Genomic DNA, 21,002 nt, shown 5'->3' on the forward strand with positions numbered 1-21,002 from the left:
AGTGCTTGGATTTGCCAAGAATTGCCCGCGGGCGGACTTTCTTGGGTCAGTGAGTGAGGCCCCTGTTTCCGGCTATTCCGGACGCTGCACGAACGACACTATGGCCTGTTCCAAAGCGGTATCAGCGGTGTTGAGGTGGGCGATGGCCGAGGTGTGATTGTGGCCGCGGAGCCAGAGGCTGGGTGGGGCGCGACGCTTGGCGAGGGCGATGCGATACAGCAGTTCGGCGCAATACAGATCAATCAGCGGATTCTCGAATTCGCTCCAGCAGACAAAGGTCGGGACGCTGTCGGGACCGATATGGGAGACCGGCGAGACGTCGTCGTAAATCGTGTTGTCGGGGCCGTAATAGGCTTCCACCTTGCGCGCATTGGGGTTTTCCGGGCCGTTATCGGCGCGCACGCGGCCGCTGACCACGATGACGCCCGCCAGCCCCGGCCCCGCTGCAGGGTGATGCCGGCGTTCATAGGCGTAGCTGCCGACATGGGCCGCGCCCGCCGAGTGGCCGAAGAGGAAAATCCGGGTGGGATCAATGCCCAATTCGGCCGCATGCTCCCGCGTCCACTGCACCGCGCTGGCGATATCCTGCGTCGCGCCGGGATACTTGACGTCGCTCGCGAGCCGGTAGCCGATATTGATCCCGACCATGTTGTTGCGCGCCAGGCAATACAGCACGTTGGCGTAGATCTCGGCGCTCTTGTTGCGATGGCCGTCGACAAAGGCACCACCATGGACAAACAACACGGCGGGCCGCAGTTCAGCCTCATCGTGTGGCAGGAACACGTCGAGCACCTGGCGCGGATGCTCGCCATAGGCCACGTCGCGCCGCACGCTGATACCAGCCTTAGGGCCCCGCTGCAGCAGCGGCGTGAACTGCTCCACCATCAGCCGCACATGCCCCGGCACGTCCTCGCGCCAGCGCGGGCCGATTTCGGCCATCAGCGCGCGCAATTCGGGTGGAATAGACGGCAGCACAACAGTCACGCTCGACCCTCCTAAGCGGTAGGCGCTGGAAAGCGAATGCCGGTGAAGCGCCATTGCGCAAACGCTTCCATGGCGAACTTGACCCCCTCGCGCCCAAAGCCACTCGAACCGACGCCGCCGAACGGGTAGTTGTCGAGCCGGAACCGGCTGCCTTCGTTGATCCAGAGCGAGCCGACCACCAATTCACGCGACATCTTGAACGCCGTGTCGAGGCTGCTGGTGAAGCAGGAGGCCTGCAGCCCGAATTCGGAGGCGTTGGCGATGGCGATGGCGTGGTCCACATCGCGCGCCGGAATAATGACGACGACCGGGCCGAAAATCTCTTCGGTGACGATGCGCAGGCTCTCGCTCTCCGACACGATGATGCCGGGCGAAATCACGCAACCCTGGCGTTCGGGCATTAAGGCAAAGCGCGCGCCCGCCTGCTGCGCATCGGCAATGACCGCCATGATCCGGTCCGCCGAGCGCAGATGCACGACCGGGCCCAGATCGGTGATTTCCAGTTCGGGATCCCCCACCGCGAGCTTGTGCGTCAACGCCAGGAACTGCTCAAGGAAAGTATCCAGCACCGCACTTTCTACGATGATCCGTTGTGCGGAAATGCATTGCTGGCCGCTGGCTTCAAAGGCCGAGGGGACAATACGGGCCGCGGCGTCCGCCAGATTGGCGTCGGCACAGACGATATTGGCCGAATTGCCGCCCAATTCACCGACAAACGGCTTCGCGCCTGCCGCCGCGTGCAGGGCATGGCCGGCGGCAGTTCCCCCGGTAATCGTCACGTAGGCCACGAGCGGGTGAGCCGCTAGGGCCTGGGCCTCTTCGGCGCCCCCCGGCACGACATTGAACAGGCCAGCCGGCAAGCCGGCTTCGAAAAAACACTCTGCCAGGATCAGCGCAATTTCGGTACCTTCAGGCGCGGGCTTGACGACAACGGCGTTACCGGCCGCCAGTGCTGGCGCCACTTTTTGCAGCAACAGATTGGCTGGAGCATTGAAGGGCGTGACCGCCCCGACCACGCCATAGGGCGTGCGTTGGGTAAAACCAAATAGGCCCGTCCCCGCCTTGGCGGCGTCGAGCGGAATGGTATCGCCGCCGAAATCGCCCAGATGCGCGGCGCAGGCGCGGATGAACTGTACACTGCGCTGCACCTCGAAGCGCGCAGCGCGGCGGGGTTTGCCGATCTTGGCAATCGCCGAGGCGATGATCCGTTCAGAGGCCGCTTCCACCGCATCAGCGGCTTGCTGCAGCCAGGTGATCCGGCTGGCCAGCAGCGACACGCGGTGCTTGAGAAACGCCCTATGGGCGCTGCTGACCGCCGCATCGACCCCGATGACGCCGGCGGGGCGCAGGCCGGCGACCGGGTCGCCGGTCCAGGGCGATAGGAGGTCGATGACGGCGGCCGACGACCGGTTGGGGACGGACACCCCATCGATCCACGATGGGAATGGCTCAAAGCTCATCACGCGCTCCTCGGCGAGAACATTACTATGGAGAGGGAGAGCCATACGAAGGCATTGGCAGACCTTCGTATGGCAGCTTGATGGGGCACGGAATGGCCCTGCCCCATCAAGCTTTAGGCCCGCTGGCGCGCGTAAGCGGCTTCGCGGATTTGCGTCAGGGTCACCCGCGTGGTGATGGCCTCGGCGTCCATGGCCAGATCAATCAGCGCCGGCTTACCGGATTTGACCGCCGCCTCGAACGCCGGCAGGAACTCCTCGGTGCGCTCGACACGCACGCCGAAGCCGCCATGCGCCTGCGCCAGGGTGGTATAGTCGGGGTTGGTCAGCCCGGTCCCCGAGACCCGGCCCGGATAGGCAATTTCCTGCCAGGCCCGGATCGAGCCCAGCATGCCATTGTTGAAAATGAACACGATGGGTGCCGCCCCACAGGCCGCCGCGGTCGCAATTTCATTGCCGGTCATGCCGAAGCCGCCGTCGCCAACCATGGCAATGGCCATGCGGTCGGGCGCGGAAATCTTGGCCATTACCGCCGCCGGCACCGCATAGCCCATCGCCCCGGAAACGGGAGCGAGGAAACGGCGCTGCCCGCCGAAGCGCAGGAAGCGCTGCACCCAGCCGGTATAGTGCCCGGCATCGGAGGTGATGATGGCATCCGCCGGGAGCAACTTGTCCAGCGCCACCAGGCACTGGCCCAGATCGAGCGCACCCTTGGGCGAGTTCGAGGGGTCTAGGGTGGCTATATACTGGGCCCGCGCCGCGGCGACATAGCCGGCGCGCTCGGGGCTGGCCTTGGGCGCCGCAGCATTGGCGGCAGCGACAAACGCCTGCATATCGGACTGGATGGCGAGCGTCGGGTTGAACACCCGCCCGAGGTCGCGCGCATCCTGCAGCACGTGGATCAATTTCTGGCTCGGCACCGGATGCTCCAACAGCCCGTAGCCCCGGGTCGCGTGTTCGCCCAGTCGGGTTCCCACCGCGATCAGCACGTCGGCGTCCTTGATCAGCTGCACCAGATCGGGCGCTGCTGCCGGGCCCACTTCTCCGACATAGTTGGGATGATGATTGTCGAACGTATCCATGCGGCGGAACGAGCAACACACCGGCAGGCCATGGGCGGCTGCAAACTGCTCCAGCCCCGTCTTGCCCGCCTCGGTCCAGCCGCTGCCACCAACATACAGCACCGGCCGCTTGGCGCCGGCCAGCAGCGCCGTCAATTCACGCATTTGGTCGGGGCGCGGCGCCAGCATGGCCGCGGACTGGAACGGCAGATCGGGGGCCGTTGTGGCCTCGGTCAGCATGTCCTCCGGCAGTGCCAGAACGACGGGACCGGGCCGGCCTTCCTGGGCGATGCGGAACGCCTGGGCCAGGTAATGCGGCAATTCCTCGGTGCGTTCGACCTGGGCGACCCATTTGGCCATCGGGGCGAACATGCGGGTATAGTCCAGTTCCTGGAACGCCCCCCGGCCCCAGAAATCGCGCCGCACCTGGCCGATCAACAGGATCATCGGCGTGCCATCCTGAAACGCGGTGTGGACGGCGATGCTGGCATTGCAGGCCCCTGGGCCGCGCGTGACCATGACGACGCCGGTCTTGCCGGTCAGCTTGCCGTAGGATTCCGCCATATAGGCGGCGCCACCCTCATGGCGAGCGCTGACCAGATCGATCTCGCCGCCGACGTCGCGCAGCGAATCCAGGATATCGAGATAGCTCTCGCCGGGCACGCAGAACACGCGCTCCACCCCCTGCTGGCGAAATGCATCGACAACGATCTTACCGCCGCTCCGCTTTGCTTGACCCGTCATAATCATAACCTTTCTATGCATAAACCGAAGGATAGCGGGCGTCGGCCCGTAGCCTGGAGGCGGCCGGCTGGCCGCCCCGGACTGCGCCAGGCGTGCTGGCGCTGGATTGGCATCAGGAACCCATCAGCAGGTTGGGCAGGAAGGTCGCGACCCCCGGCACATAGGTGATGATCGCCAGCACCACGAGATTGATCGCGATGAACGGGGTAACGCCGCGGGTGATCTCGATCACCGGCTTGTTGAGCGTCGAGGAGGCCACGAAGATATCCAGCCCAAAGGGTGGGGTGATCATGGCGATGCAGACGTTCAAGCCGACGACGAGGCCGAAATGTACCGGGTCGATGCCGTAGGACACCGCCACCGGGAACAGGACCGGCACCAGGATGAGCTGGGCCGTACCCGGATCGATGAACATGCCTGCGATCAGGAACACGATGTTCACGATCAGCAGGAACAGCAGCGGTCCGGCCCCGACGAATTCCAGCAGACCAAGCACCGCCTGTGGCAGTTGCGCGATAATCACGAAATAGGCGATGATGCTGCCGATAGCGAGCAGGATAAAGATCACCGAGGTCATCACCGCGGTGCGCTGCGCGATTCGCATGAACTTCTTGAAGCTCAGCGTGCGGAACACCACGGCTTCCACAAACACCGCATAGACCACGCTGACTGCGGCGGCTTCGGTGGTCGTGAAAATGCCCGAATAAATGCCGCCCAGAATGACCAGCGGCATGCCGAGCGCCCAGATCGTGCCCTTGATCACCTGCCCGGGCGCATCGTCCCCATAGATGCCGGCTGGCAGGCCCTTCCGCTTGACTTCGATGAAGACCAGAACGGCGAAAGCGAGGGCCAGCAAGATGCCAACGACCAAGCCGGCGGCGAACAGGCGGCTGATCGAAGTTTCGGTCAGCCAACCATAGATGATCAGCGAAATGCTCGGTGGAATGAGCAGTGCAGTTTCCGCCGCCGAGACGATCAGCCCGAGGGTGAACTTTTCGCTATAGCCTGATCGCCGCATCGGTGAATACATGATCCGCCCCAGCGCGGCGACCGTTGCGGGCGCCGAACCGGACACCGCGCTGAACGCCATGCATCCGGCGATGGTGGCGTAGCCCGGGCCGCCGCGTACGCGGCGGAACAGGTTTTGAGCCGCGCCGCCGAGTAGACCGGCCAGCCGACCACCGGACATCATTTCGGCGGCGAACATGAAGAACGGAATAGCCAGCAGCACGTTGTGGTTGATCCCACCAACCATTTTCTGGATCAGCACGACTTCAGGCAGGGAGCCGAAATACACTACCTTGATCAGATAGCCCGGCACGCCGAGCACGAGGAACATTTCGAAGCCGACAAACAGCATGACGGCGGTGACGATACCTATGAGCCAGATCATCCCAGTTCACTCCCAGCCCACTCAGGCCGAACCGGGGTCCGGCGCGCATCCCGCACATTGGTCAGTCGCAGCAGGAATTGAAAAGCCAGCGACGCAAAGCCGATGCAGGGGGCGACATAAAGAATAAAAGTCGGGACCCCGAGCGTCGGGCTGATCTGCCCGGTCTTGGCCACGAACAGCACCAATTGCAGCGAGTAATACGAGGCGCCCGCGCAAAACAGCACGCCGACCACGTCGATGGTACCGTAAAGGATGCGGGTGGCCTTGGCCGAGAAGCGGCCGATAAACAGGTCGACGGAAATATGGCGGCCGATTTCCAGCGTCATGCCGCAGCCCAGGAACACCGCCCAGACCAGCATGTAGCGCGCCGCCTCGTCGATCCAGGCGAAATTGCTGGCATAGGTCGGCAGGAACAGGCGTACTAGCACGTTTAAGGCATAGAGCAGGACCATGACGGTCACCAGCAGGCCCGTCACATAGCGCTCGATGACGCCCCAGATATCAGCGGTCCTCGCCAGACCTCGCCGTAGCGTTTCTATCATAGTGAATTTCTCCCCAAAGATGCAGGCAAGTGGCAGGCCGTGCGGCACGGCCTGCCAACGGGTGCGGTTAGGTTAGCCTCGGCATCCCGTTTTGAATGCGCCTACTATTTGGTGAGAAGCTGCAACTGCTCTTCGTAGAGCGCGATCAGCTTCTTGCCTTCATCGCCCGCCATGTCGAAATAGGCGTCGCGGGCCGGTGGGTAGATGACGTCGCGGAGTTCCTGGCGTTCCGCCTCATCTGCAACGCGCACGTTGAGGCCCGCATTGGTCAGGAATTCGAGCGATGCGGCAGCGTCGGCCTCCTTGCCGGCCTCAACTTCGGGCGCCAGTTCGAGGAACGCGGCCCGCACGATGGCCTGGTCATCCGCCGACAGGCTCTGCCAGAAACTCGGGCTGAACAGGAGCACCTCAATGATGACGCCATGCTCGGTGACGGCGACGTTTTTCTGCACTTCGAAAAACTTCATGCGCTGGATGATGTCGAGCGGATTTTCCTGCGCATCGATGACGCCGTTTTGCAGCGAGGTATAGAGCTCTCCGAACGACAGCACGATGGCCGAGGCGTCGAGGGCGGCAAACTGGCCGATCAGGATTTTGGAATCCATGACGCGGAAGCGCTGGCCGGCGAAGTCCTTGACGGTATCGAGCGCCTTGTTGGACGAGAACACCTTGCGGCCACCGGACCACAGCGCCACCGGCTCAAAGCCCCGGCTGCGGAAGGTTTCCAGCACGGCTTCGCCAAACGGACCCTCGCGCAATTCGCGCGAAATTTCGCGGTCCGAGGGGAAGATGTAGGGGATATCAAAGATCGACACGGCCGGGTCGAACCCACCGAGGAACGAGGCCGGCGTGATGACGGCATCGAGCGCCCCCAGTTGCACCGCTTCAGTCATTTCCCTCGAGTCGCCAAGCTGCGACGAGGGGAAAACGGTGATCTCGATCCGCCCATCGGTACGGTCCTTGATCAATTCGGCAGCCTTGAGCAGCCCGATATGCTTGGCCGTGGTGGTCGGGTCCAGATGCCCCAGGCGGGCGGTGATCTCGGCTGCATAGGCGCCGGTGCTGAGCGCTAGTCCCACTGCCATGGCGGCCAGTGATTTGGTAAAGAGCGACATTGTTAATCCTCCCATTTTGTCCTCAGGACGGCCGTCCTGAGCCAGTCTACCGACCGCGTCACCTCTTGAAGCCCTGTGGCCGGGTGCTCTGCGTCGGGTTCGATTACGGCAAATTGGCTGGTCCTGTTCCCCCAAGTCCAGCCAGGTCGTGAGCGTCCGCATCAGCAATGCGGAGGCCAGGGTTATTGTGGCGCGTAGGCCACCACATCGATCTCGATCATGACGCCCGGCGCCAGAACGCTGCCCACCGTGGTCCGGACCGGCAGCGGCTCAGGCACGAGTTCGGCATAGACGGCGTCGTAGCGGCGAAACTCCGACAAATCGGACAGATGCACTGTCGCTTTGACGATGTCGCCCAGGCCGTGGCCGGCATCGCGCAGAATCGATTCCACATTCTTGAGTGTGGTGCGGGTCTGCTCTTCGATGGTCTCGCCGATGACATTGAGATCCATATCGCGCGAGCTCTGGCCCGCGACATAGACGAAGTCGCCGCACCTGATCGCTGCGGAATAGGCTCCGCGAGGCTTGGGCGCGCTTGGAGTGTTCACTTTGGTTTTGGTCATTGGCTATTTCTGCCTTCGCTAGAACTTCGGCTTCGCATTGGCCGGATCGCGCTGCGTCGCAAACGACAGCGGCGAAGGGCACGCGACATTTGGTAACTGAGAGCCTTGCGTTCACACAAGCAGAGATATTATTACAGAGCGCTCTAATTATGAGAACACCACATGATGCTGAACCCGCTCCGTTATCTGGTCGAAGTCGCGCGCTGCCGCTCCATCCGGGTGGCGGCCGATAATCTGCATGTCGCCCCCTCGGCGATCAGCCGCCATATCCAGAATATCGAACTGGAGCTGGGCACCGACCTGTTCGAGCGCAATTCACGCGGCGTCAACCTGACCCCCGCCGGGGAGATTTACATCCAGTACGCCCAGTCCGTGCTGTTTGAAAAAGACCGGCTGCGCTTCGATATCGACGAACTCAAGGGGCTCAAGCGCGGCCATGTCCGCATCACCACCATTGACGGCGTGGTGTCGGGCCATCTGTCGGTGGCGGTGTCGTCCTTCACCAAGCTCTATCCCGGGGTGACGTTTCAGTTGACCTCGACCGGCACCGAATTGGTGACCAAGGCGGTGCGTGAGGGGGACGCCGATATCGGCATCGCCTATCAGCCGACCCCCGATCCCGAGGTCAACATTGTCATGCGGTTCGCCGACCCGCTGTTTCTTATCGTCGCCCCTGGGCATCCGCTGGCGGGCCGAAAATCGGTAGATTTCAGCGAGGCCCTCACCTTCCCCTACGCCCTGCCCGAAGCCACCTTCGGTATCCGCCGGCTGATCAATGCCTATTGCCGCGAGGAACGCATCTCGCTGGCGCCGACTCTCGAAACCAACTCCATCGAGGCACTGCGTGGCTTTGCCCGTTCCGGCGCCGGTGTCAGCATGCTGCACAGTCTATCGATCAGCCGCGATTTGGCGTCTGGGGTCGTTGCCGCCATCCCGTTCCGCAATCCGACGCTGCAGAAATCCTGGGTTGAGGTGTGCACCCGCGCGACCCGGCGCCTGCCGCCCGCCGTCGAGCAATTTACAAATCATCTTAGGGCGACGTTCCTGCAGGACCTGATCCAGCTATGAACTGCGGCCGCGCAGTGGGCTGCGGGACGCGTGCCGGGTCATCCAACATCACATCCTCCCTCATGCCCAATAGATTTGAGCATGAATAGAAACAACGGGAGCTTAGGTGGACGAACTAGCAGCCGAATATAGTCGAAAGACCAACAACCGCCCACCAAACGGCATAGGCCGTTCCGAAGACAGCAGGCCCCATGGGTGGCATGGTCGATGGGACAAGCGGCTCCAACACCGTAAGCCGTCCCGCGGCGCTGCGGAGTGCTGAACAGATAGCGCTTTGCGCCCGCCCACATCCGTAGAGCGGTTGCCTTATGGTCCAACGCCATATGTAGAATCCCCAAGGGAGCTGCCAGCATAGCACAGCGCCGAGACTGGGGAGATCTGGGGTGCCGTGTTTGGTCGGGCTGGTATTAGGCCGTGCGCTTAACCGCGTCGACAACGGACCAGCAGCCCTGCCGGCGCGGTGCTAAACATTGTGGCGAACTTCTCACGGCGCCGTGCGTTTTAGCTTGATCTCATCAAGATCGGAGACCCGTGATGCCCGCCAAATCAGCAGCCCAGCAGAAAGCCGCCGGGGCCGCCTTGTCGGCCAAGCGTGGCGATACGCCCAAGAGTGAACTCAAGGGCCCCTCGAAATCGATGTTGTCCATGAGCGAAGAGGAACTCAGCAAGATGGCGTCGACAAAACGCAAGGGAAAGCCGGAGCACAAAACAAAGCATTAGCGGCCGGCTCCAGTCCCTTCAAACCACAGTCAGCACCAATAAAATCGCAGTGAGGATCAGTCATGGCCAATAAACTCATCTGGGGAATTCTAGGGGGCGGGGTATTGGGCGCCGCCATTGGTTCGATCGCCGGCAATACGCCGGTTGGCATCGCGGTCTGCATCGCCGCTGGGGCCGTGGCGGCCGGTATCTGGCAGTATCTGGAAACACGCCGGGAGGATAAGGGAGCAGCAAAATGACCACGCCACTCGATCCGAGCAGACGAAACCCCAAGGGCGACCACAACCGCCGCATCGCGCTTGGCCTCGACCTGGATCAATTCGCGGCCGAGGCGGGCGTCAGCCCCGAGGATTTGCGGCACTACGAGACCACCAGCCCCGATGATGACTTCGACGTGGATGTCGCATGGCGGGTCGGCAAGGCATTGGCTCGTCTGGAAGCGCATCCGCCGACATCCCAGATCGTCGAAAGCGGAGAAAGCCAATGATGAAAGAAAAGCCCAAACCGACGCCGCTGGAAACCGGGACCGGCAAGCAGCAAGACGACAATATCGATGATCTGGGCCGGAAGCAGGATGGCTCGAGACAGGAGCAGCCCGGCCAGACCAAGCCATCAAAGCCGGTGGACTAACGCCTGCTGGCGCGGCGACGTCTATTGCGTGACCGGCGGCGCCGGGGTCGGCTAGTAGTTGGGACTGAGCCTGTCCTTGGCTACCGTCAGGCGAATCTGCAACCCTTCCCGCCGCCAGACCTGCTCGACCGCGCCGCCCAGTTGGCTGCCAACGGTCGCCTTGGTGAGCAAGGACCCGAATCCGGCGCCATCACCCGGCCCTTCCACGGCCGGGCCGCCACGCTCCGTCCAGGTGACAACAAAATCCACCTCGCCGTTTTCGCAGACAATATCGACGCCGCCCTGGGGCACCGAAAGCCCGCCATATTTGGCGGCGTTGGTGGCAAATTCGTGCAGCAACAGGGCAAAACTGGTAACGGCAGAACCGGCAACCGCGATGTCAGGCCCGGTGATCGTCAGGCGTGCCGATGCGGAGGCCGGGCCGGAATAGGGCGCGGCGATGGTCTGGATCAGGGCATGCAGGGTCGTGACCTGGTCATTGTTGCCGGCCGGCCCGGCGGCACGCCGGATCGTCAGTGAATGTGCCTGGGCCAGCGCATTGAGCCGCGCCGACACGGCTTGAGCCATTTCCTCGGACGTCGCCGCTGAGCGCGCACTCAGCGTCACCAGACTACTTGCCAGGGTGAACAGGTTTTTGACCCGGTGATCCATTTCCCGCAACAGCAGGTGCTGCTGCTCCTCGGCGCGCCGGCGGTCGGTGATATCACGGGCGATCTTGGAGGCGCCGATAACCCGGCCCGCGCGATTGCGGATCGGCGACACGCTGAGAGAAATATCGACCAAACTGCCGTCCTTGCGCTGACGGATCGTTTCATAGTGGTCGATCCGCTCACCCTGCCGGATGCGGCCAATGATATTGGGTTCTTCGTCAGGCCGATCAGCGGGAATAAGCATGGCCACCGGCTTGCCGATCGCTTCGGCGGCCGTATAGCCGAACAGCCGTTCCGCACCCCGGTTCCAGGTGATGATGGTGCCATCCAAATCCTTGGCCAGGATCGCATCATCCGATGATTCAACAATCGCCGCATAGCGCTGGGCGGTCTCATCAGCGGATTGGCGGTCGGTGATATTGACCAGCATATTGACGGCCCCGAGCAAGGCTCCGTCGGGGCCGAGGATCGGCGTGGGGAATGCCAGGAAGGGAATGAGCGTGCCGTCCGGCCGTTCTGCTATGGCCTCAACATCGCGTATCGGCCGGCGTTCGCGCAGTGCTATCGCCATCGGGCACTCATGGTGAGCCATCGGCGTTCCATCCGGCCAACGCAACTGCCAGGAGCCGCAAAACGTGCTTCTGCCGATGTCTGGGCGCGTGCCCCATAGTTCGGCCGCCGCTTCATTGTAAAAGGTGATCAGGCCATTGGGGTCGGTCATATAGACCGCCTCCGGCAAGGCCTCCAGGAGAGCCTCGATGGTAATCGCGGGTTCGCTCGCCCGCGCGGTTCTACCACCGAGCAGCACCGTATCGTCGCTCAATGGCAAATCAGCCATGTGGTACTCCCGGATGGTCCAACAGAAATCTGCCGAATTGCCATAACCGATAACTGTAATTGGGCTTATGAGGCGATAAAAACAATAGCTAGTGTGGGCAGCATTGGGCGACCACCACCTAGTGCTTTCCCCTGCGTTTTTTCATCAGGGCCAGCACCATGCCCTCTTGTGGTGTCAGCCCAGATTCAGTGCGGCGCGCCGCAACCAGCAGGCTGCCGTCCAGATAGGCCTGCAAAACCTCTGGGTGGACATAGCATTTTCGGCAGATGCTGGCGGTATTGCCCAAATGCACGGCCACGGCTTTGATGGCGGTTCGGATATTTTTCTCGGCTTCGGCAACACTGTCGAATCCACCGAATTCCTGCAGCGCCGTCGTCGTCAGCACCGTCCCGGCCCAGGTCCGAAAATCCTTGGCGGTAATCTCGGCTCCGGTAATGTCCTTGAGATAGGCGTTGACGTCGGACGACGTTACATCGTGGATCGCACCGCTGTCGTCCTGATATTGCAGCAATTGCTGGCCGGGCAAATCCTGGCACGCCTTCAATATCCTGGCGATACGGCGGTCGCGCAGTTGCACCCGCCAAATCTTGCCGCTTTTGCCCTTGAAGCGGAAGCGCAGCTCCGTGCCCTCGACCTGCAAATGCCGGCGGCGCAAGGTGGTCAGGCCAAAACTACCGTTTTGCCTGGCATAGTCGTCATTGCCGACGCGAATAAGCGTGGTCTCGAGCAGATGCACCGTCGTTGCCAGCACCTTCCGGCGCGGCAGGCCGGCCAGCGCCATGTCGTTGGCAACTTGGGCGCGAATGGTCGAAAGGGTCCGGCCAAACTCCAGCATATGGGCAAACTTCACGCTATCGCGGACCTCGCGAAAACCGGCATGGTAGAGGTATTGCTTGCGCCCTTTCTCGTCGCGTCCCGTGGCCTGTAGATGGCCGTTGGCATCGGGGCAAATCCATACCTCGCTCCATGCCGGCGGGATCGCCAGTGCGCGAATGCGCTGGAGGGTCGAGCGGTCTTTCAGCGTGGCGCCATTGGCATTCCGATAACTGAAACCCCTGCCGGCCTTGCGGCGGCCAATCCCCACAGTGTCGTCGGTGACATAGACCAGGCCCATCGCCCGGGTCATGGCTTGCGTGGCGGAACCGTCGTCGGGCGGCTGCATCGGGCTTCATATCCTTTCCGGCGACGCGACGTCGTTTCGAACACTACAAACCCTCTACCTCGGCTCCGGTTCCCTACCCCGCACGCTCTTCACTTTCCCGATGCAATCGCAACCGCCGGCGCATGGTTAACGTTTTGCTTGGTCCCCGCATTCAGCGGGACGATCGAAGGAGAAATGGAATGAAAGTCAGAACACTTCTATCCATCGCCGCCTTTGCCTCGGCATTGGCTGTTCCCGGGTTCGCCTTTGCCCAGGAGGAACACATGATCAGTGGCAAGGCGGTACCAGCCGATCAAGTCGCCGAAGTTCAAGCCAAATGCGACGAACTTCGCAAGGCGCCACCTGCCGCCGCGGAGGCCCCTGCTGCGGCTCCAGCCGCTGAAGCGCCGGCTGCCGGCACGGTTGGCTGGACCGAAGACGGCACCAAGATCGACGTGGCAAAACTCACGGTGGCGTTGTGTGACGAGGGCATGTTCCACGCCTCGGCCATGTAGCCTGTTAACCTAGCGCCCCGCCATTGCGTGGGGCGCTTACCCAGGGAGCGGTAAGATGGATGAACGATCACAAGACCGATGGATAGATCACGAGTTCGACCAAAAAGTACGCGAGACGGCCTATTTTTTATGGGAGCAAGGCGGACGCCAGTCCGGGCGGGAAAAGGAATATTGGTTCATTGCCCTCGATCGCTGCCTGCGGGAGCGAGAGGCCGATCAACTGCTGCGGGAGGGGAAGCCGGACTTCCTGCATACTTGGGATCAGTAGTCCGACAGTTTGGGCCACTCGCCAAGCGCGACGGGTGGCCCCAAGTGTAGGCCTATCTGAGATAGACCACCGTTCGGCTGCCATTCTCCACCAGCACCGGCTGGTCGTTAATATAGACGTAGGAGTAAGTGGGGCTCTCGGGGATGGGGATCAGCTCAACATCCGAGGGCAAAACATAGCCCACCACGACGTCACCGGCCATATTCACCGAGCCAATCGGGTTGGCGACAGCATAGTCAGCGGCGGCCTGCGGCACGAGATATCCCGGCGACATGGCCAGCGCCCGGCTTTGCAAATCCACGATCCACACCCGGTTATTGGCGTAGATATAGCCGTAATTATCGTCGCCCTCAACCGGGTAGATAGCGACGTCAGGCGGGACGACAAAGCCGACATCGACACTGTCGAGATAGACCGGCTCAACCGGATGCAGGCCAGCATATTCGACAGTCGACGCGGCAACGCCGGTCGCGGCCCCGAGGGTGGCACCGCTGAACCCTCCGATCACGGCACCAATCGGCCCGCCGATAATGAAGCCAAGCGCCGCGCCGCCGGCGCCACCCGCTACGCCGCCGACAGCGGCATTGGCATCCGCGTCGCCGTTATCCTGGGCGAAAGCCGGAAAAGTCGCGCCAAGCATTAGTACTGCCACAGAGGCCAAAAGCACGTGTCTCATGGTCTTCCTCGTCTCAGTTTGGTTACTAGCCCTTGTGAGACAAACGGATGGGCTTGGAGGTCGTTCCGATTTTTGCGCTCGGCGCCCTGCCCTCGCCCGATCCGACAGCAGGCTTTGGGAACCCTCTGTGGCGCACCCCGTTTCCATCGAGAGGCGTAGCGCGCGTCAACCGGACGTAGTGGCATAGGGAACAGTTTGGTTTTTCCGGTTTCCCATACTGGCCAACGAAATGGCAGCCGAGCCCTTATCCCACCCGCGTAGCGCCCCAACATGCCAGCCCTGCCCGGTTTTTCCACGCCGCGTGCAACGTTTGAAAGCGGTTGCCGTTGACTGAGCAACGTCGTGCAACTGAGAGGAACGATCATGAACAAGATTGCAGCTATTGGCATCGCCAGTGCATTGGCACTCGTGTCTCCGTACTCAGTCCTGGCCCAGGAAACGCCGGCTCCGTCGGTTGAAGCGCCGGCCACGCCCCCAGGCGCATCCGCCAACCAAGGCGGAGAAGTTATCGAGAATTACGGCACCGTCGTTGATGCCATCGGCCAGATGGGCACCGGGGATGAAATTTCCACGTTGCCTGCAGGAGAGCTGACCATAATCCTGCTTAGTTCCCTGGAGGGCGACGTCAATCATGATGGCGCGGCGGTGGATGCGGCCATTGCCGATCATCAGGCCGCAATTGCTGCACTTCGTGCGGCGGTAGCTGGGGATGAGGCGTTGGTGGCCAAACTGCAGGAAAGCGGCCTGTCGGCCGAGAATGCCATCGCGGTAGGCCAAAATGCCGACGCGACCTGGCGCCTCTACGTCGATGACCGCGAGCAGTAGCGCTTCGGCACCTATTCCAGTTCCATATGCGGCATCGATCACATTGCCACTTCGGGCACTGTGGCGGTATCGTGCCGGAATGGAACGTCGCGAAACTACCCAAACCAACTCCACCAAGCTCATCGTCCTGCTCGCCTTCATCCGCGACGAGGAAGGTGAGCTGCGGCCAGCATTCGAGCCCCGCGAGGTCCCGTCGGAAGACAAGGCCAAGATGGACGCCAGACGCATGGCAGCGCTGGGCACCTATGTCGGCGTCATCGCCTGGTCGCGGACGGCTGATCTGGTGAATGGGGAGTTCGGCGAGCCGGTGGTGCTGTTTCAGCACGGCGATGTGCCGGAGATGGAATAAGGGCGCAAGCGCCAGCCGACGCTGCGCTGGACTCGCCCACCATCTTGCCGCATTCTCGCTGCGCAGGAGGCCGACATGCAGGACGAACATATCGTGCGTGACCTTCAGGTCGTGGATGGCGGCCAGACCATCAAGGCGACCTATTTCATTGAAGCCGGAACCATCCACGCCCGCATTGAGGGGCGCAGCCTGATGCTACCGGTGGGCGTCGATACTTCCGAAGACACGGTTCGGCGCCTGGTGCTGGGACAAATCCAGACGCGGCACTGGCGCGAACGCGTGGCTGAGCGCCGGCGCCAGCAGGATTGAGACATAGGCGAGAGGCCCATGAAGCTGGATGCTCCATGGGCCTCTTGCGGGTTTAGACTAGCGTGGGTTAGGCACGGTCATCGACATAGACGATGACCGATCCATCGGCATTGCTCTTCACGGCAACGACATCGTCCGCGCTATGGCCTTCGGCTTCAAGCTTGGCTTTGATGGCCGCATTCGCTTCGATGTTCGAATGCAGCGTCGCGACCGCTTCAGCGTTGGCGGCCACGGCCGCATCAAGCGCGGCAGCTTCCGTCTCGGCATTGCCCTGTAGCGAGGACAGCAGAATAATGGTGATGCTGGCGTCATCGGCCACAGCGGACAGATCGACATCGGCCGAACCCGCAATTGATGACGTCACAGCGCCGTAGGTGTCATCCCCGGCATTCGCACTCACATCGGCACCAAGCTGAGCGTCGACGGCCGGCGTCTCGACGGTTACGCCCGCTCCGGCTCCGGCGCCAGCATCCTGGGCGAAGCTAGGCAGAGCGATCGACGCGAGAAAGGCGGCGGCCGTCGTTAGGATCAGGGTGTTCTTCATTTTTTTATCTCCGTGGTGGTTTGCCCCCACTTGAGCCTAAGGAACGACCCGGGGCCCCGATGGTTGCGAAATAGAGTTGGGGACGAGGCAATCAACAGCCACCGACTGGGTGCTCTCCGCCCGCCCGGCGACAGCAGCGGTGTTGCCCGTTCTGATCGACGGATAGGCCATTCGGCCGCATAATCAGCGCACCCGCGGAGGGTTCCATGACCAGGGTCGGCCCGCCATTCGCTGATCGTCGGGAAGCCGGGCGCCAGCTTGCCCAGGCGGTCGCGGCGCTGCAACTCCACGATCCGCTTGTGGTGGCGCTGCCGCGCGGGGGCGTGCCCGTGGCCTTCGAGGTGGCGCGTGTGTTGGGCGCGCCGCTCGAGCTGTTGCTGGTCCGCAAGATTGGCGCACCGGGGCATGCCGAATATGGCCTTGGCGCCGTGGTTGACGGCGATCCGCCGCAGCTTGTCCTCGACGACGCCATCATGCGCGTGATCGATCCACCGGCCGGCTATGTGGAGGCGCAAGCGGGCCGCGCGATCGCCGAACTCGCCCGCCGGCGCCAGCTCTATCTCGGCCAGAGGCCAGCGCTTACGGTGCGGAACCGAACCGTGATCCTCGTCGATGACGGCATCGCCACCGGCGTGACCATCACCGCAGCGCTGACGGGCATGCGAAACAACGCGGTCGCCCGCATCATATTGGCGATCCCGGTGGCGCCGGCGGATGTGCTCGACACATTGCGGCCGAAGGTCGACGCCATCGTCTGCCTGTCCACGCCGGAACCGTTCAACGCCGTCGGCTTACACTATGCCGCTTTCCCTCAGGTTGCAGACCAGGAGGTTGTGGCCCTGCTGCGTGCCGCCGAATAGGCTCAGCTTGCCAGCAAAGGCGGACAGGATGTAAAAATGGGATGGGGCTCTGCCTGTAGGAGGGCGCCATGGCTACGCTGCATATCGAGCATCGCATTACCGACTTTTCCACCTGGAAAGCCGCATTCAATCGGTTTGAGAGCCTGCGCTCCGATGCGGGCGTTACCGCCTATCGCATTTATCAACCGCATGATGACCCAGCGTACATCATGGTCCAACTCGACTTCCCGAGCGTTGACCAGGCAAAGAGCTTCCTGACCACACTCGAAGCCCGGGTCTGGTCGGTTCCGGCGAATTCGCCCGCTCTGGTCGGTAGCCCGCAAGCTCGAATACTGGTGCGGGCGCCAGAACAGCCATAAGTCGGGGCATCTCAAAATAGCCAGATCGCGCTGAGATGGTGCGGCTCGCTAGAAGGAGCCACCCATGACACGGCATTTTATTCCGGGCATTGCCGCCCTCGCCGCCGCACTCGTTCTCACCGGATGCACAAACGCAGCCCCGCCTGCGGCACAGCTCCCACCGCCGTCAGATTGTGGGGCGTCTCTACTGCAGAGCAAGGTTGGTCAACCCGTCACCGGCAGCACGGCCGCAGATGCACAGGTTAGAGGGGTTCCAGTCCAATCGCAAGGCGTGGTGCGGGTGATCGCACCGGGTCAGGCGGTAACCCAAGACTATAGCGACGCGCGGCTCAATCTCGAAACCGACGCTGCCGGCAACCTCGTCCGTGCCGCCTGCGGGTAATTTCTCTCCCGCTCTTTGCTCGGTCCGGAACAGTTTCCCACGCCGGTCGTTGGCACAGGGAGACCCTCGGAGAGACCCTATGCAGAGCAAACTCATCCATGATGCAGACGGACAGCAAACCTACGCCATCATTCTTTCGACGGGCGATGAAGTAACCGCCTGCCTGACCGCGTTTGCTAAGGAGGCTGGGCTGCAGGCGGCAAGCTTCAAAGCCATCGGCGCCTTCCAGCGCGCCACCCTTGCCTTCTTCGATTGGGAGGCGAAGACCTATCTGCCCATCGAAGTGAATGAACAGGTCGAGGTCGCATCCCTGACGGGCGACATTGCGATTGGCCCCGAAGGCCAGCCAGCATTGCATATCCACGCCGTGCTCGGCCGCCGAGATGGCAGCGCCGTGGCCGGACACCTTCAAACCGCGGTGGTCCGCCCGACCTTGGAAGTAATCCTGACTGAATCGCCAGAATACCTCCGCAAGAAACTCGATCCCGATTTGGGGCTTGCGTTGATCAAGCCAAATCTCTGATCCTTGGGGCAACAGCACCATGCGGAGGCCGAGATGACGAACACGACAGAGCCCAAACTTCTGTCTGGCGGCAATCCGCAGATCGCCAAGGGCTACGGCGACAAACCCGTCCAGGCCTACATCGCCGCCATGCCAGGGTGGAAAAGCGATCTCGGCCGACGCCTTGATGAAAGCATTGAGCTTGTCGTGCCGGGGGTCCGCAAGGCCGTAAAATGGAACTCCCCCTTCTACGGAACCGAGGACGATATATGGTTCCTCAGCCTGCATTGTTTTGCAAAATACGTGAAGGTGACGTTCTTTCGCGGCACGTCGCTGCGCCCCGAGCCGCCCGGCCAGTCCAAGCATCCTGAAGTGCGCTATCTCGACATCTACGAAGGCGATTTCGATGAGGCCCAGTTCACCGAATGGGTGAAGCAGGCCAGCAAACTTCCCGGCGAAAAACTGTGACACTGTAACACCCTGGAGGATTGGACACATGGCGCTCAAACGGATGGACAATGTCGGAATCGTCGTCGATGACCTCGGCGCGGCGGTTGATTTCTTTCGGGAGCTCGGCCTGGAGCTCGAAGGGCGGGCCACGATCGAAGGAGAATGGGCCGGACGGGTCACCGGACTGGGCGATCAGCATGTCGAGATTGCCATGATGCGCACGCCGGACGGCCACAGCCGGCTCGAGCTATCCCGCTTCCTCGCGCCGCCTGTCGTCGCGGATCACCGCAACGCCCCGGTCAACGCGCTGGGCTACCTCCGCGTCATGTTCACCGTGGACGACATCGACGATACGCTGGAGCGGCTCCGCAATCGCGGCGCGCAGCTCGTGGGAGAAGTGGTCCAATATGAAGACGTCTATCGGCTCTGCTACATCCGTGGGCCTGAAGGGCTTCTCATCGGGCTCGCCGAAGAACTGGGCTGAGTTCCATACGCCAGTCGCTGAGCTATGAAGGCGGCGAGATCAGTTTGGCCACCCTGCGGTCTTCCGCTTGCTCACTTGACGATAGACCGGTCACGACGCCTTCCCGGTCGGCCTCGCTCCGGTTTTGGCTCATCTTCACCTTGCCCTCGAGGCGCGAGATCGGCAGGCGCAGTCCGACAATGCCCTTGAGTTGCGCCTTTATGAACGGGGCCGGTGCATCGGAGACGGCCCAGGGCTGCTGTCGCGGTTGTTCGTAGAGATTGGTCAACCGCGTCACCATGTCGAGCAGCCGCTCGGGGTCTTCGAAGAACTCCACTGGCCCATAGGCGTGGACGGTGACGTAGTTCCAGGTGGGCACGACCTTGCCGTGCTCGCGTTTGGACGGATACCAGCTCGGTGTGACATAGGCGTCGGGGCCAGAAAAGATCACCATGGCCTCGCCCGTAACCGGCAGTTGCCATTGCGGATTGGCCCGCGCCAGGTGCCCATAAAGAACGCCATGTTCGCCCTCAGTCTCATCAAGGATCAGCGGCAACGGCGTGGCGACCAGCCCCTGCGATGTTGCGGTAACGAGCGTCGAAAGCCGCGCCGCGCGGATGATGCGGTGGATTTCGGCTGGGTTGTCCTCGCGAAAGGCCGGCGGCGTGTACATCGCGTTTCTCCTAGTTTCCAAACCTGCGTGCGCCCGCAACGCAACCGATCACCGCGACCGTCACCAGCAGCATGGCCGGGGTGACCGGCTCATGCAGCAGGGTTGCGGCCAAGGCCAGGCCGAAGAACGGCTGCAGCAGTTGCATTTGCCCGACAGCGGCAATGCCGCCTTGGGCCAGGCCACGATACCAGAACACGAAACCAATGAGCATGCTGAACAGCGAGACATAGCCTAGGCCGAACCACGCGGGCGCTACGATGCCAGCAAAGCTCGGTGGCCAATAGATCAAGCTCAGCACGCCCATGACCGGCAGCGACAGCACCAGCGCCCAGCAGATCACCTGCCACCCGCCCAGCGAACGGGAGAGCTTGCCGCCTTCGGCATAACCCAGGCCGCAGACGATAATGGCTGCCAGCATCAGGCCATCGCCAACGGGCGAAGCGCCGATGCCCTGCGACAGCGCGAAGCCGGCGACCAGGGCGCTGCCGAGTAGAGAGAAGATCCAGAACGGCCGCTTGGGGCGCTCACCGCCGCGGATGACGCCGAAAATGGCGGTGGTCAGCGGCAAGATGCCGATGAAGACGATCGAATGCGCGGAGGTGATGTGTTGCAAGGCCAGGGCCGTTAGCAGGGGAAAGCCAACCACCACGCCAAGCGCCACGATGATGAGGGAGATGAAATCCTGTCGCCCAGGACGGCGCTGCCGGAAGATCAGCAGCAGCAGCAGGCCAACAAGGCCGGCAATGACGGCGCGCATCCCCGTGAGAAACATCGGGTCGAACGCCGCCACAGCCACTTTCGTCGCCGGCAACGAGCCGCTGAAAATGATGACCCCGACCAATCCATTGATCCAACCGCTCGTCGACCGTTCCATGCGACACTCCTGTAGTGCCGCTCTATGCCGGCAAGCCATTGCCCGCG

At 62.3% G+C, this 21,002-nt stretch carries 29 protein-coding genes; 16 read left to right on the forward strand and 13 right to left on the reverse strand.

Translation table 11 applies throughout. From position 1 onward, the window contains the following. Positions 1 to 72: 72 nt before the first annotated feature. From ACX3OW_RS16620 to ACX3OW_RS16650, 7 genes are all read right to left on the reverse strand, one after another. Positions 73 to 984, reverse strand: a complete 912-nt coding sequence (locus ACX3OW_RS16620; protein ID WP_459096906.1) for an alpha/beta hydrolase — start codon at positions 982 to 984, stop codon at positions 73 to 75. An 11-nt stretch (positions 985 to 995) separates the two neighbouring features. Then, on the reverse strand, positions 996 to 2,444 hold the full coding sequence (locus ACX3OW_RS16625; RefSeq protein ID WP_459096907.1) for an aldehyde dehydrogenase family protein: 1,449 nt from the start codon (positions 2,442 to 2,444) through the stop codon (positions 996 to 998). A gap of 113 nt (positions 2,445 to 2,557) precedes the next feature. Beyond that, on the reverse strand, positions 2,558 to 4,246 hold the full coding sequence (locus ACX3OW_RS16630; RefSeq protein WP_459096908.1) for a thiamine pyrophosphate-dependent enzyme: 1,689 nt from the start codon (positions 4,244 to 4,246) through the stop codon (positions 2,558 to 2,560). A 112-nt stretch (positions 4,247 to 4,358) separates the two neighbouring features. Next, positions 4,359 to 5,639, reverse strand: coding sequence for a TRAP transporter large permease (locus tag ACX3OW_RS16635; RefSeq protein WP_459096909.1), 1,281 nt, complete (start codon positions 5,637 to 5,639; stop codon positions 4,359 to 4,361). Then, the gene (locus ACX3OW_RS16640; protein WP_459096910.1) at positions 5,636 to 6,181 is read right to left on the reverse strand and encodes a TRAP transporter small permease; all 546 of its coding nucleotides are present in this window, start codon (positions 6,179 to 6,181) and stop codon (positions 5,636 to 5,638) included. The genes ACX3OW_RS16635 and ACX3OW_RS16640 overlap by 4 nt, the downstream gene beginning before the upstream one ends. A 104-nt stretch (positions 6,182 to 6,285) precedes the next feature. Further along, a complete protein-coding gene (locus tag ACX3OW_RS16645; RefSeq protein ID WP_459096911.1) occupies positions 6,286 to 7,296 on the reverse strand; it encodes a TRAP transporter substrate-binding protein in 1,011 nt (336 codons plus the stop codon). 182 nt (positions 7,297 to 7,478) lie between these two features. Continuing rightward, positions 7,479 to 7,859, reverse strand: coding sequence for a RidA family protein (locus ACX3OW_RS16650; protein ID WP_459096912.1), 381 nt, complete (start codon positions 7,857 to 7,859; stop codon positions 7,479 to 7,481). Positions 7,860 to 8,021: 162 nt separating this feature from the next. On the opposite strand from ACX3OW_RS16650, the gene ACX3OW_RS16655 reads away from it, so the two are divergent. From ACX3OW_RS16655 to ACX3OW_RS16675, 5 genes are all read left to right on the forward strand, one after another. Further along, positions 8,022 to 8,927: a LysR family transcriptional regulator gene (locus ACX3OW_RS16655; protein WP_459096913.1), complete on the forward strand. Its 906-nt coding sequence runs from the start codon at positions 8,022 to 8,024 to the stop codon at positions 8,925 to 8,927. A gap of 534 nt (positions 8,928 to 9,461) precedes the next feature. Further along, entirely contained in the window at positions 9,462 to 9,647 is a 186-nt protein-coding gene (locus ACX3OW_RS16660; protein WP_459096914.1) for a DUF3008 family protein, read from the forward strand. A 62-nt stretch (positions 9,648 to 9,709) separates the two neighbouring features. Further along, positions 9,710 to 9,886 carry a hypothetical protein gene (locus ACX3OW_RS16665; RefSeq protein ID WP_459096915.1) on the forward strand — a complete coding sequence of 59 codons (177 nt, stop codon included), beginning with the start codon at positions 9,710 to 9,712 and terminating at the stop codon, positions 9,884 to 9,886. Next, positions 9,883 to 10,134, forward strand: a complete 252-nt coding sequence (locus ACX3OW_RS16670) for a hypothetical protein (RefSeq protein WP_459096916.1) — start codon at positions 9,883 to 9,885, stop codon at positions 10,132 to 10,134. The genes ACX3OW_RS16665 and ACX3OW_RS16670 overlap by 4 nt, the downstream gene beginning before the upstream one ends. Further along, positions 10,131 to 10,277 carry a hypothetical protein gene (locus ACX3OW_RS16675; protein ID WP_459096917.1) on the forward strand — a complete coding sequence of 49 codons (147 nt, stop codon included), beginning with the start codon at positions 10,131 to 10,133 and terminating at the stop codon, positions 10,275 to 10,277. Before ACX3OW_RS16670 ends, ACX3OW_RS16675 begins: the two co-directional genes overlap by 4 nt. Positions 10,278 to 10,328: 51 nt before the next feature. Here the strand turns inward: ACX3OW_RS16675 and ACX3OW_RS16680 are convergent, their stop codons facing one another. Both ACX3OW_RS16680 and ACX3OW_RS16685 read right to left on the reverse strand, forming a co-directional pair. Further along, the gene (locus ACX3OW_RS16680) at positions 10,329 to 11,750 is read right to left on the reverse strand and encodes a PAS domain S-box protein (RefSeq protein ID WP_459096918.1); all 1,422 of its coding nucleotides are present in this window, start codon (positions 11,748 to 11,750) and stop codon (positions 10,329 to 10,331) included. A gap of 133 nt (positions 11,751 to 11,883) precedes the next feature. After that, complete coding sequence (locus tag ACX3OW_RS16685; RefSeq protein WP_459096919.1) at positions 11,884 to 12,927, reverse strand: DNA topoisomerase IB; 1,044 nt, start codon at positions 12,925 to 12,927, stop codon at positions 11,884 to 11,886. A gap of 179 nt (positions 12,928 to 13,106) precedes the next feature. Here ACX3OW_RS16685 and ACX3OW_RS16690 point away from each other — a divergent pair, with 179 nt between their 5' ends. Next, on the forward strand, positions 13,107 to 13,421 hold the full coding sequence (locus ACX3OW_RS16690; RefSeq protein ID WP_459096920.1) for a hypothetical protein: 315 nt from the start codon (positions 13,107 to 13,109) through the stop codon (positions 13,419 to 13,421). 55 nt (positions 13,422 to 13,476) lie between these two features. After that, positions 13,477 to 13,689, forward strand: coding sequence for a DUF2934 domain-containing protein (locus ACX3OW_RS16695; RefSeq protein ID WP_459096921.1), 213 nt, complete (start codon positions 13,477 to 13,479; stop codon positions 13,687 to 13,689). 52 nt (positions 13,690 to 13,741) lie between these two features. Here ACX3OW_RS16695 and ACX3OW_RS16700 read toward each other — a convergent pair whose 3' ends face one another. Beyond that, the gene (locus tag ACX3OW_RS16700; protein ID WP_459096922.1) at positions 13,742 to 14,329 is read right to left on the reverse strand and encodes a DUF1236 domain-containing protein; all 588 of its coding nucleotides are present in this window, start codon (positions 14,327 to 14,329) and stop codon (positions 13,742 to 13,744) included. 399 nt (positions 14,330 to 14,728) lie between these two features. Here ACX3OW_RS16700 and ACX3OW_RS16705 point away from each other — a divergent pair, with 399 nt between their 5' ends. The 3 genes from ACX3OW_RS16705 (at position 14,729) to ACX3OW_RS16715 (ending at position 15,848) form a co-directional block, all read left to right on the forward strand. Next, a complete protein-coding gene (locus ACX3OW_RS16705; protein WP_459096923.1) occupies positions 14,729 to 15,190 on the forward strand; it encodes a hypothetical protein in 462 nt (153 codons plus the stop codon). A 79-nt stretch (positions 15,191 to 15,269) separates the two neighbouring features. Then, a complete protein-coding gene (locus tag ACX3OW_RS16710; protein ID WP_459096924.1) occupies positions 15,270 to 15,539 on the forward strand; it encodes a hypothetical protein in 270 nt (89 codons plus the stop codon). A gap of 75 nt (positions 15,540 to 15,614) precedes the next feature. After that, entirely contained in the window at positions 15,615 to 15,848 is a 234-nt protein-coding gene (locus ACX3OW_RS16715) for a hypothetical protein (RefSeq protein WP_459096925.1), read from the forward strand. Positions 15,849 to 15,915: 67 nt separating this feature from the next. Here the strand turns inward: ACX3OW_RS16715 and ACX3OW_RS16720 are convergent, their stop codons facing one another. Continuing rightward, on the reverse strand, positions 15,916 to 16,392 hold the full coding sequence (locus tag ACX3OW_RS16720) for a hypothetical protein (protein WP_459096926.1): 477 nt from the start codon (positions 16,390 to 16,392) through the stop codon (positions 15,916 to 15,918). A gap of 206 nt (positions 16,393 to 16,598) precedes the next feature. On the opposite strand from ACX3OW_RS16720, the gene ACX3OW_RS16725 reads away from it, so the two are divergent. The 6 genes from ACX3OW_RS16725 (at position 16,599) to ACX3OW_RS16750 (ending at position 19,429) form a co-directional block, all read left to right on the forward strand. Further along, positions 16,599 to 17,252 carry a phosphoribosyltransferase gene (locus ACX3OW_RS16725; protein ID WP_459096927.1) on the forward strand — a complete coding sequence of 218 codons (654 nt, stop codon included), beginning with the start codon at positions 16,599 to 16,601 and terminating at the stop codon, positions 17,250 to 17,252. 68 nt (positions 17,253 to 17,320) lie between these two features. Next, on the forward strand, positions 17,321 to 17,611 hold the full coding sequence (locus ACX3OW_RS16730; RefSeq protein WP_459096928.1) for a hypothetical protein: 291 nt from the start codon (positions 17,321 to 17,323) through the stop codon (positions 17,609 to 17,611). Between the two features lie 64 nt (positions 17,612 to 17,675). Next, a complete protein-coding gene (locus ACX3OW_RS16735; protein ID WP_459096929.1) occupies positions 17,676 to 17,993 on the forward strand; it encodes an I78 family peptidase inhibitor in 318 nt (105 codons plus the stop codon). 79 nt (positions 17,994 to 18,072) lie between these two features. Beyond that, entirely contained in the window at positions 18,073 to 18,516 is a 444-nt protein-coding gene (locus tag ACX3OW_RS16740; RefSeq protein WP_459096930.1) for a PPC domain-containing DNA-binding protein, read from the forward strand. Between the two features lie 33 nt (positions 18,517 to 18,549). Continuing rightward, on the forward strand, positions 18,550 to 18,963 hold the full coding sequence (locus ACX3OW_RS16745) for a DUF1801 domain-containing protein (protein ID WP_459096931.1): 414 nt from the start codon (positions 18,550 to 18,552) through the stop codon (positions 18,961 to 18,963). Positions 18,964 to 18,991: 28 nt separating this feature from the next. Next, the gene (locus ACX3OW_RS16750; RefSeq protein WP_459096932.1) at positions 18,992 to 19,429 is read left to right on the forward strand and encodes a VOC family protein; all 438 of its coding nucleotides are present in this window, start codon (positions 18,992 to 18,994) and stop codon (positions 19,427 to 19,429) included. 22 nt (positions 19,430 to 19,451) lie between these two features. Here the strand turns inward: ACX3OW_RS16750 and ACX3OW_RS16755 are convergent, their stop codons facing one another. Both ACX3OW_RS16755 and ACX3OW_RS16760 read right to left on the reverse strand, forming a co-directional pair. Next, positions 19,452 to 20,081 carry an FMN-binding negative transcriptional regulator gene (locus tag ACX3OW_RS16755; RefSeq protein WP_459096933.1) on the reverse strand — a complete coding sequence of 210 codons (630 nt, stop codon included), beginning with the start codon at positions 20,079 to 20,081 and terminating at the stop codon, positions 19,452 to 19,454. A gap of 10 nt (positions 20,082 to 20,091) precedes the next feature. Beyond that, positions 20,092 to 20,955: a DMT family transporter gene (locus ACX3OW_RS16760; RefSeq protein ID WP_459096934.1), complete on the reverse strand. Its 864-nt coding sequence runs from the start codon at positions 20,953 to 20,955 to the stop codon at positions 20,092 to 20,094. Between the last annotated feature and the right edge of the window lie 47 nt (positions 20,956 to 21,002).

Source organism: Devosia sp. A449 (genome assembly GCF_054489375.1).

Excerpts from the sequence above, each read along its gene's own strand:
- ACX3OW_RS16760 (WP_459096934.1), bottom strand. The coding sequence starts at position 20,955 with ATGGAACGGTCGACGAGCGGTTGGATCAATGGATTGGTCGGGGTCATC.
- ACX3OW_RS16735 (WP_459096929.1), top strand. The coding sequence starts at position 17,676 with ATGACACGGCATTTTATTCCGGGCATTGCCGCCCTCGCCGCCGCACTC.
- ACX3OW_RS16700 (WP_459096922.1), bottom strand. The coding sequence starts at position 14,329 with ATGCTTGGCGCGACTTTTCCGGCTTTCGCCCAGGATAACGGCGACGCG.
- ACX3OW_RS16685 (WP_459096919.1), bottom strand. The coding sequence starts at position 12,927 with ATGCAGCCGCCCGACGACGGTTCCGCCACGCAAGCCATGACCCGGGCG.
- ACX3OW_RS16640 (WP_459096910.1), bottom strand. The coding sequence starts at position 6,181 with ATGATAGAAACGCTACGGCGAGGTCTGGCGAGGACCGCTGATATCTGG.
- ACX3OW_RS16635 (WP_459096909.1), bottom strand. The coding sequence starts at position 5,639 with ATGATCTGGCTCATAGGTATCGTCACCGCCGTCATGCTGTTTGTCGGC.
- ACX3OW_RS16650 (WP_459096912.1), bottom strand. The coding sequence starts at position 7,859 with ATGACCAAAACCAAAGTGAACACTCCAAGCGCGCCCAAGCCTCGCGGA.
- ACX3OW_RS16660 (WP_459096914.1), top strand. The coding sequence starts at position 9,462 with ATGCCCGCCAAATCAGCAGCCCAGCAGAAAGCCGCCGGGGCCGCCTTG.
- ACX3OW_RS16705 (WP_459096923.1), top strand. The coding sequence starts at position 14,729 with ATGAACAAGATTGCAGCTATTGGCATCGCCAGTGCATTGGCACTCGTG.
- ACX3OW_RS16750 (WP_459096932.1), top strand. The coding sequence starts at position 18,992 with ATGGCGCTCAAACGGATGGACAATGTCGGAATCGTCGTCGATGACCTC.
- ACX3OW_RS16655 (WP_459096913.1), top strand. The coding sequence starts at position 8,022 with ATGATGCTGAACCCGCTCCGTTATCTGGTCGAAGTCGCGCGCTGCCGC.
- ACX3OW_RS16695 (WP_459096921.1), top strand. The coding sequence starts at position 13,477 with ATGGATGAACGATCACAAGACCGATGGATAGATCACGAGTTCGACCAA.
- ACX3OW_RS16625 (WP_459096907.1), bottom strand. The coding sequence starts at position 2,444 with ATGAGCTTTGAGCCATTCCCATCGTGGATCGATGGGGTGTCCGTCCCC.
- ACX3OW_RS16710 (WP_459096924.1), top strand. The coding sequence starts at position 15,270 with ATGGAACGTCGCGAAACTACCCAAACCAACTCCACCAAGCTCATCGTC.
- ACX3OW_RS16755 (WP_459096933.1), bottom strand. The coding sequence starts at position 20,081 with ATGTACACGCCGCCGGCCTTTCGCGAGGACAACCCAGCCGAAATCCAC.
- ACX3OW_RS16670 (WP_459096916.1), top strand. The coding sequence starts at position 9,883 with ATGACCACGCCACTCGATCCGAGCAGACGAAACCCCAAGGGCGACCAC.
- ACX3OW_RS16730 (WP_459096928.1), top strand. The coding sequence starts at position 17,321 with ATGGCTACGCTGCATATCGAGCATCGCATTACCGACTTTTCCACCTGG.
- ACX3OW_RS16740 (WP_459096930.1), top strand. The coding sequence starts at position 18,073 with ATGCAGAGCAAACTCATCCATGATGCAGACGGACAGCAAACCTACGCC.
- ACX3OW_RS16630 (WP_459096908.1), bottom strand. The coding sequence starts at position 4,246 with ATGACGGGTCAAGCAAAGCGGAGCGGCGGTAAGATCGTTGTCGATGCA.
- ACX3OW_RS16725 (WP_459096927.1), top strand. The coding sequence starts at position 16,599 with ATGACCAGGGTCGGCCCGCCATTCGCTGATCGTCGGGAAGCCGGGCGC.
- ACX3OW_RS16715 (WP_459096925.1), top strand. The coding sequence starts at position 15,615 with ATGCAGGACGAACATATCGTGCGTGACCTTCAGGTCGTGGATGGCGGC.
- ACX3OW_RS16665 (WP_459096915.1), top strand. The coding sequence starts at position 9,710 with ATGGCCAATAAACTCATCTGGGGAATTCTAGGGGGCGGGGTATTGGGC.
- ACX3OW_RS16690 (WP_459096920.1), top strand. The coding sequence starts at position 13,107 with ATGAAAGTCAGAACACTTCTATCCATCGCCGCCTTTGCCTCGGCATTG.
- ACX3OW_RS16645 (WP_459096911.1), bottom strand. The coding sequence starts at position 7,296 with ATGTCGCTCTTTACCAAATCACTGGCCGCCATGGCAGTGGGACTAGCG.
- ACX3OW_RS16675 (WP_459096917.1), top strand. The coding sequence starts at position 10,131 with ATGATGAAAGAAAAGCCCAAACCGACGCCGCTGGAAACCGGGACCGGC.
- ACX3OW_RS16720 (WP_459096926.1), bottom strand. The coding sequence starts at position 16,392 with ATGAAGAACACCCTGATCCTAACGACGGCCGCCGCCTTTCTCGCGTCG.
- ACX3OW_RS16745 (WP_459096931.1), top strand. The coding sequence starts at position 18,550 with ATGACGAACACGACAGAGCCCAAACTTCTGTCTGGCGGCAATCCGCAG.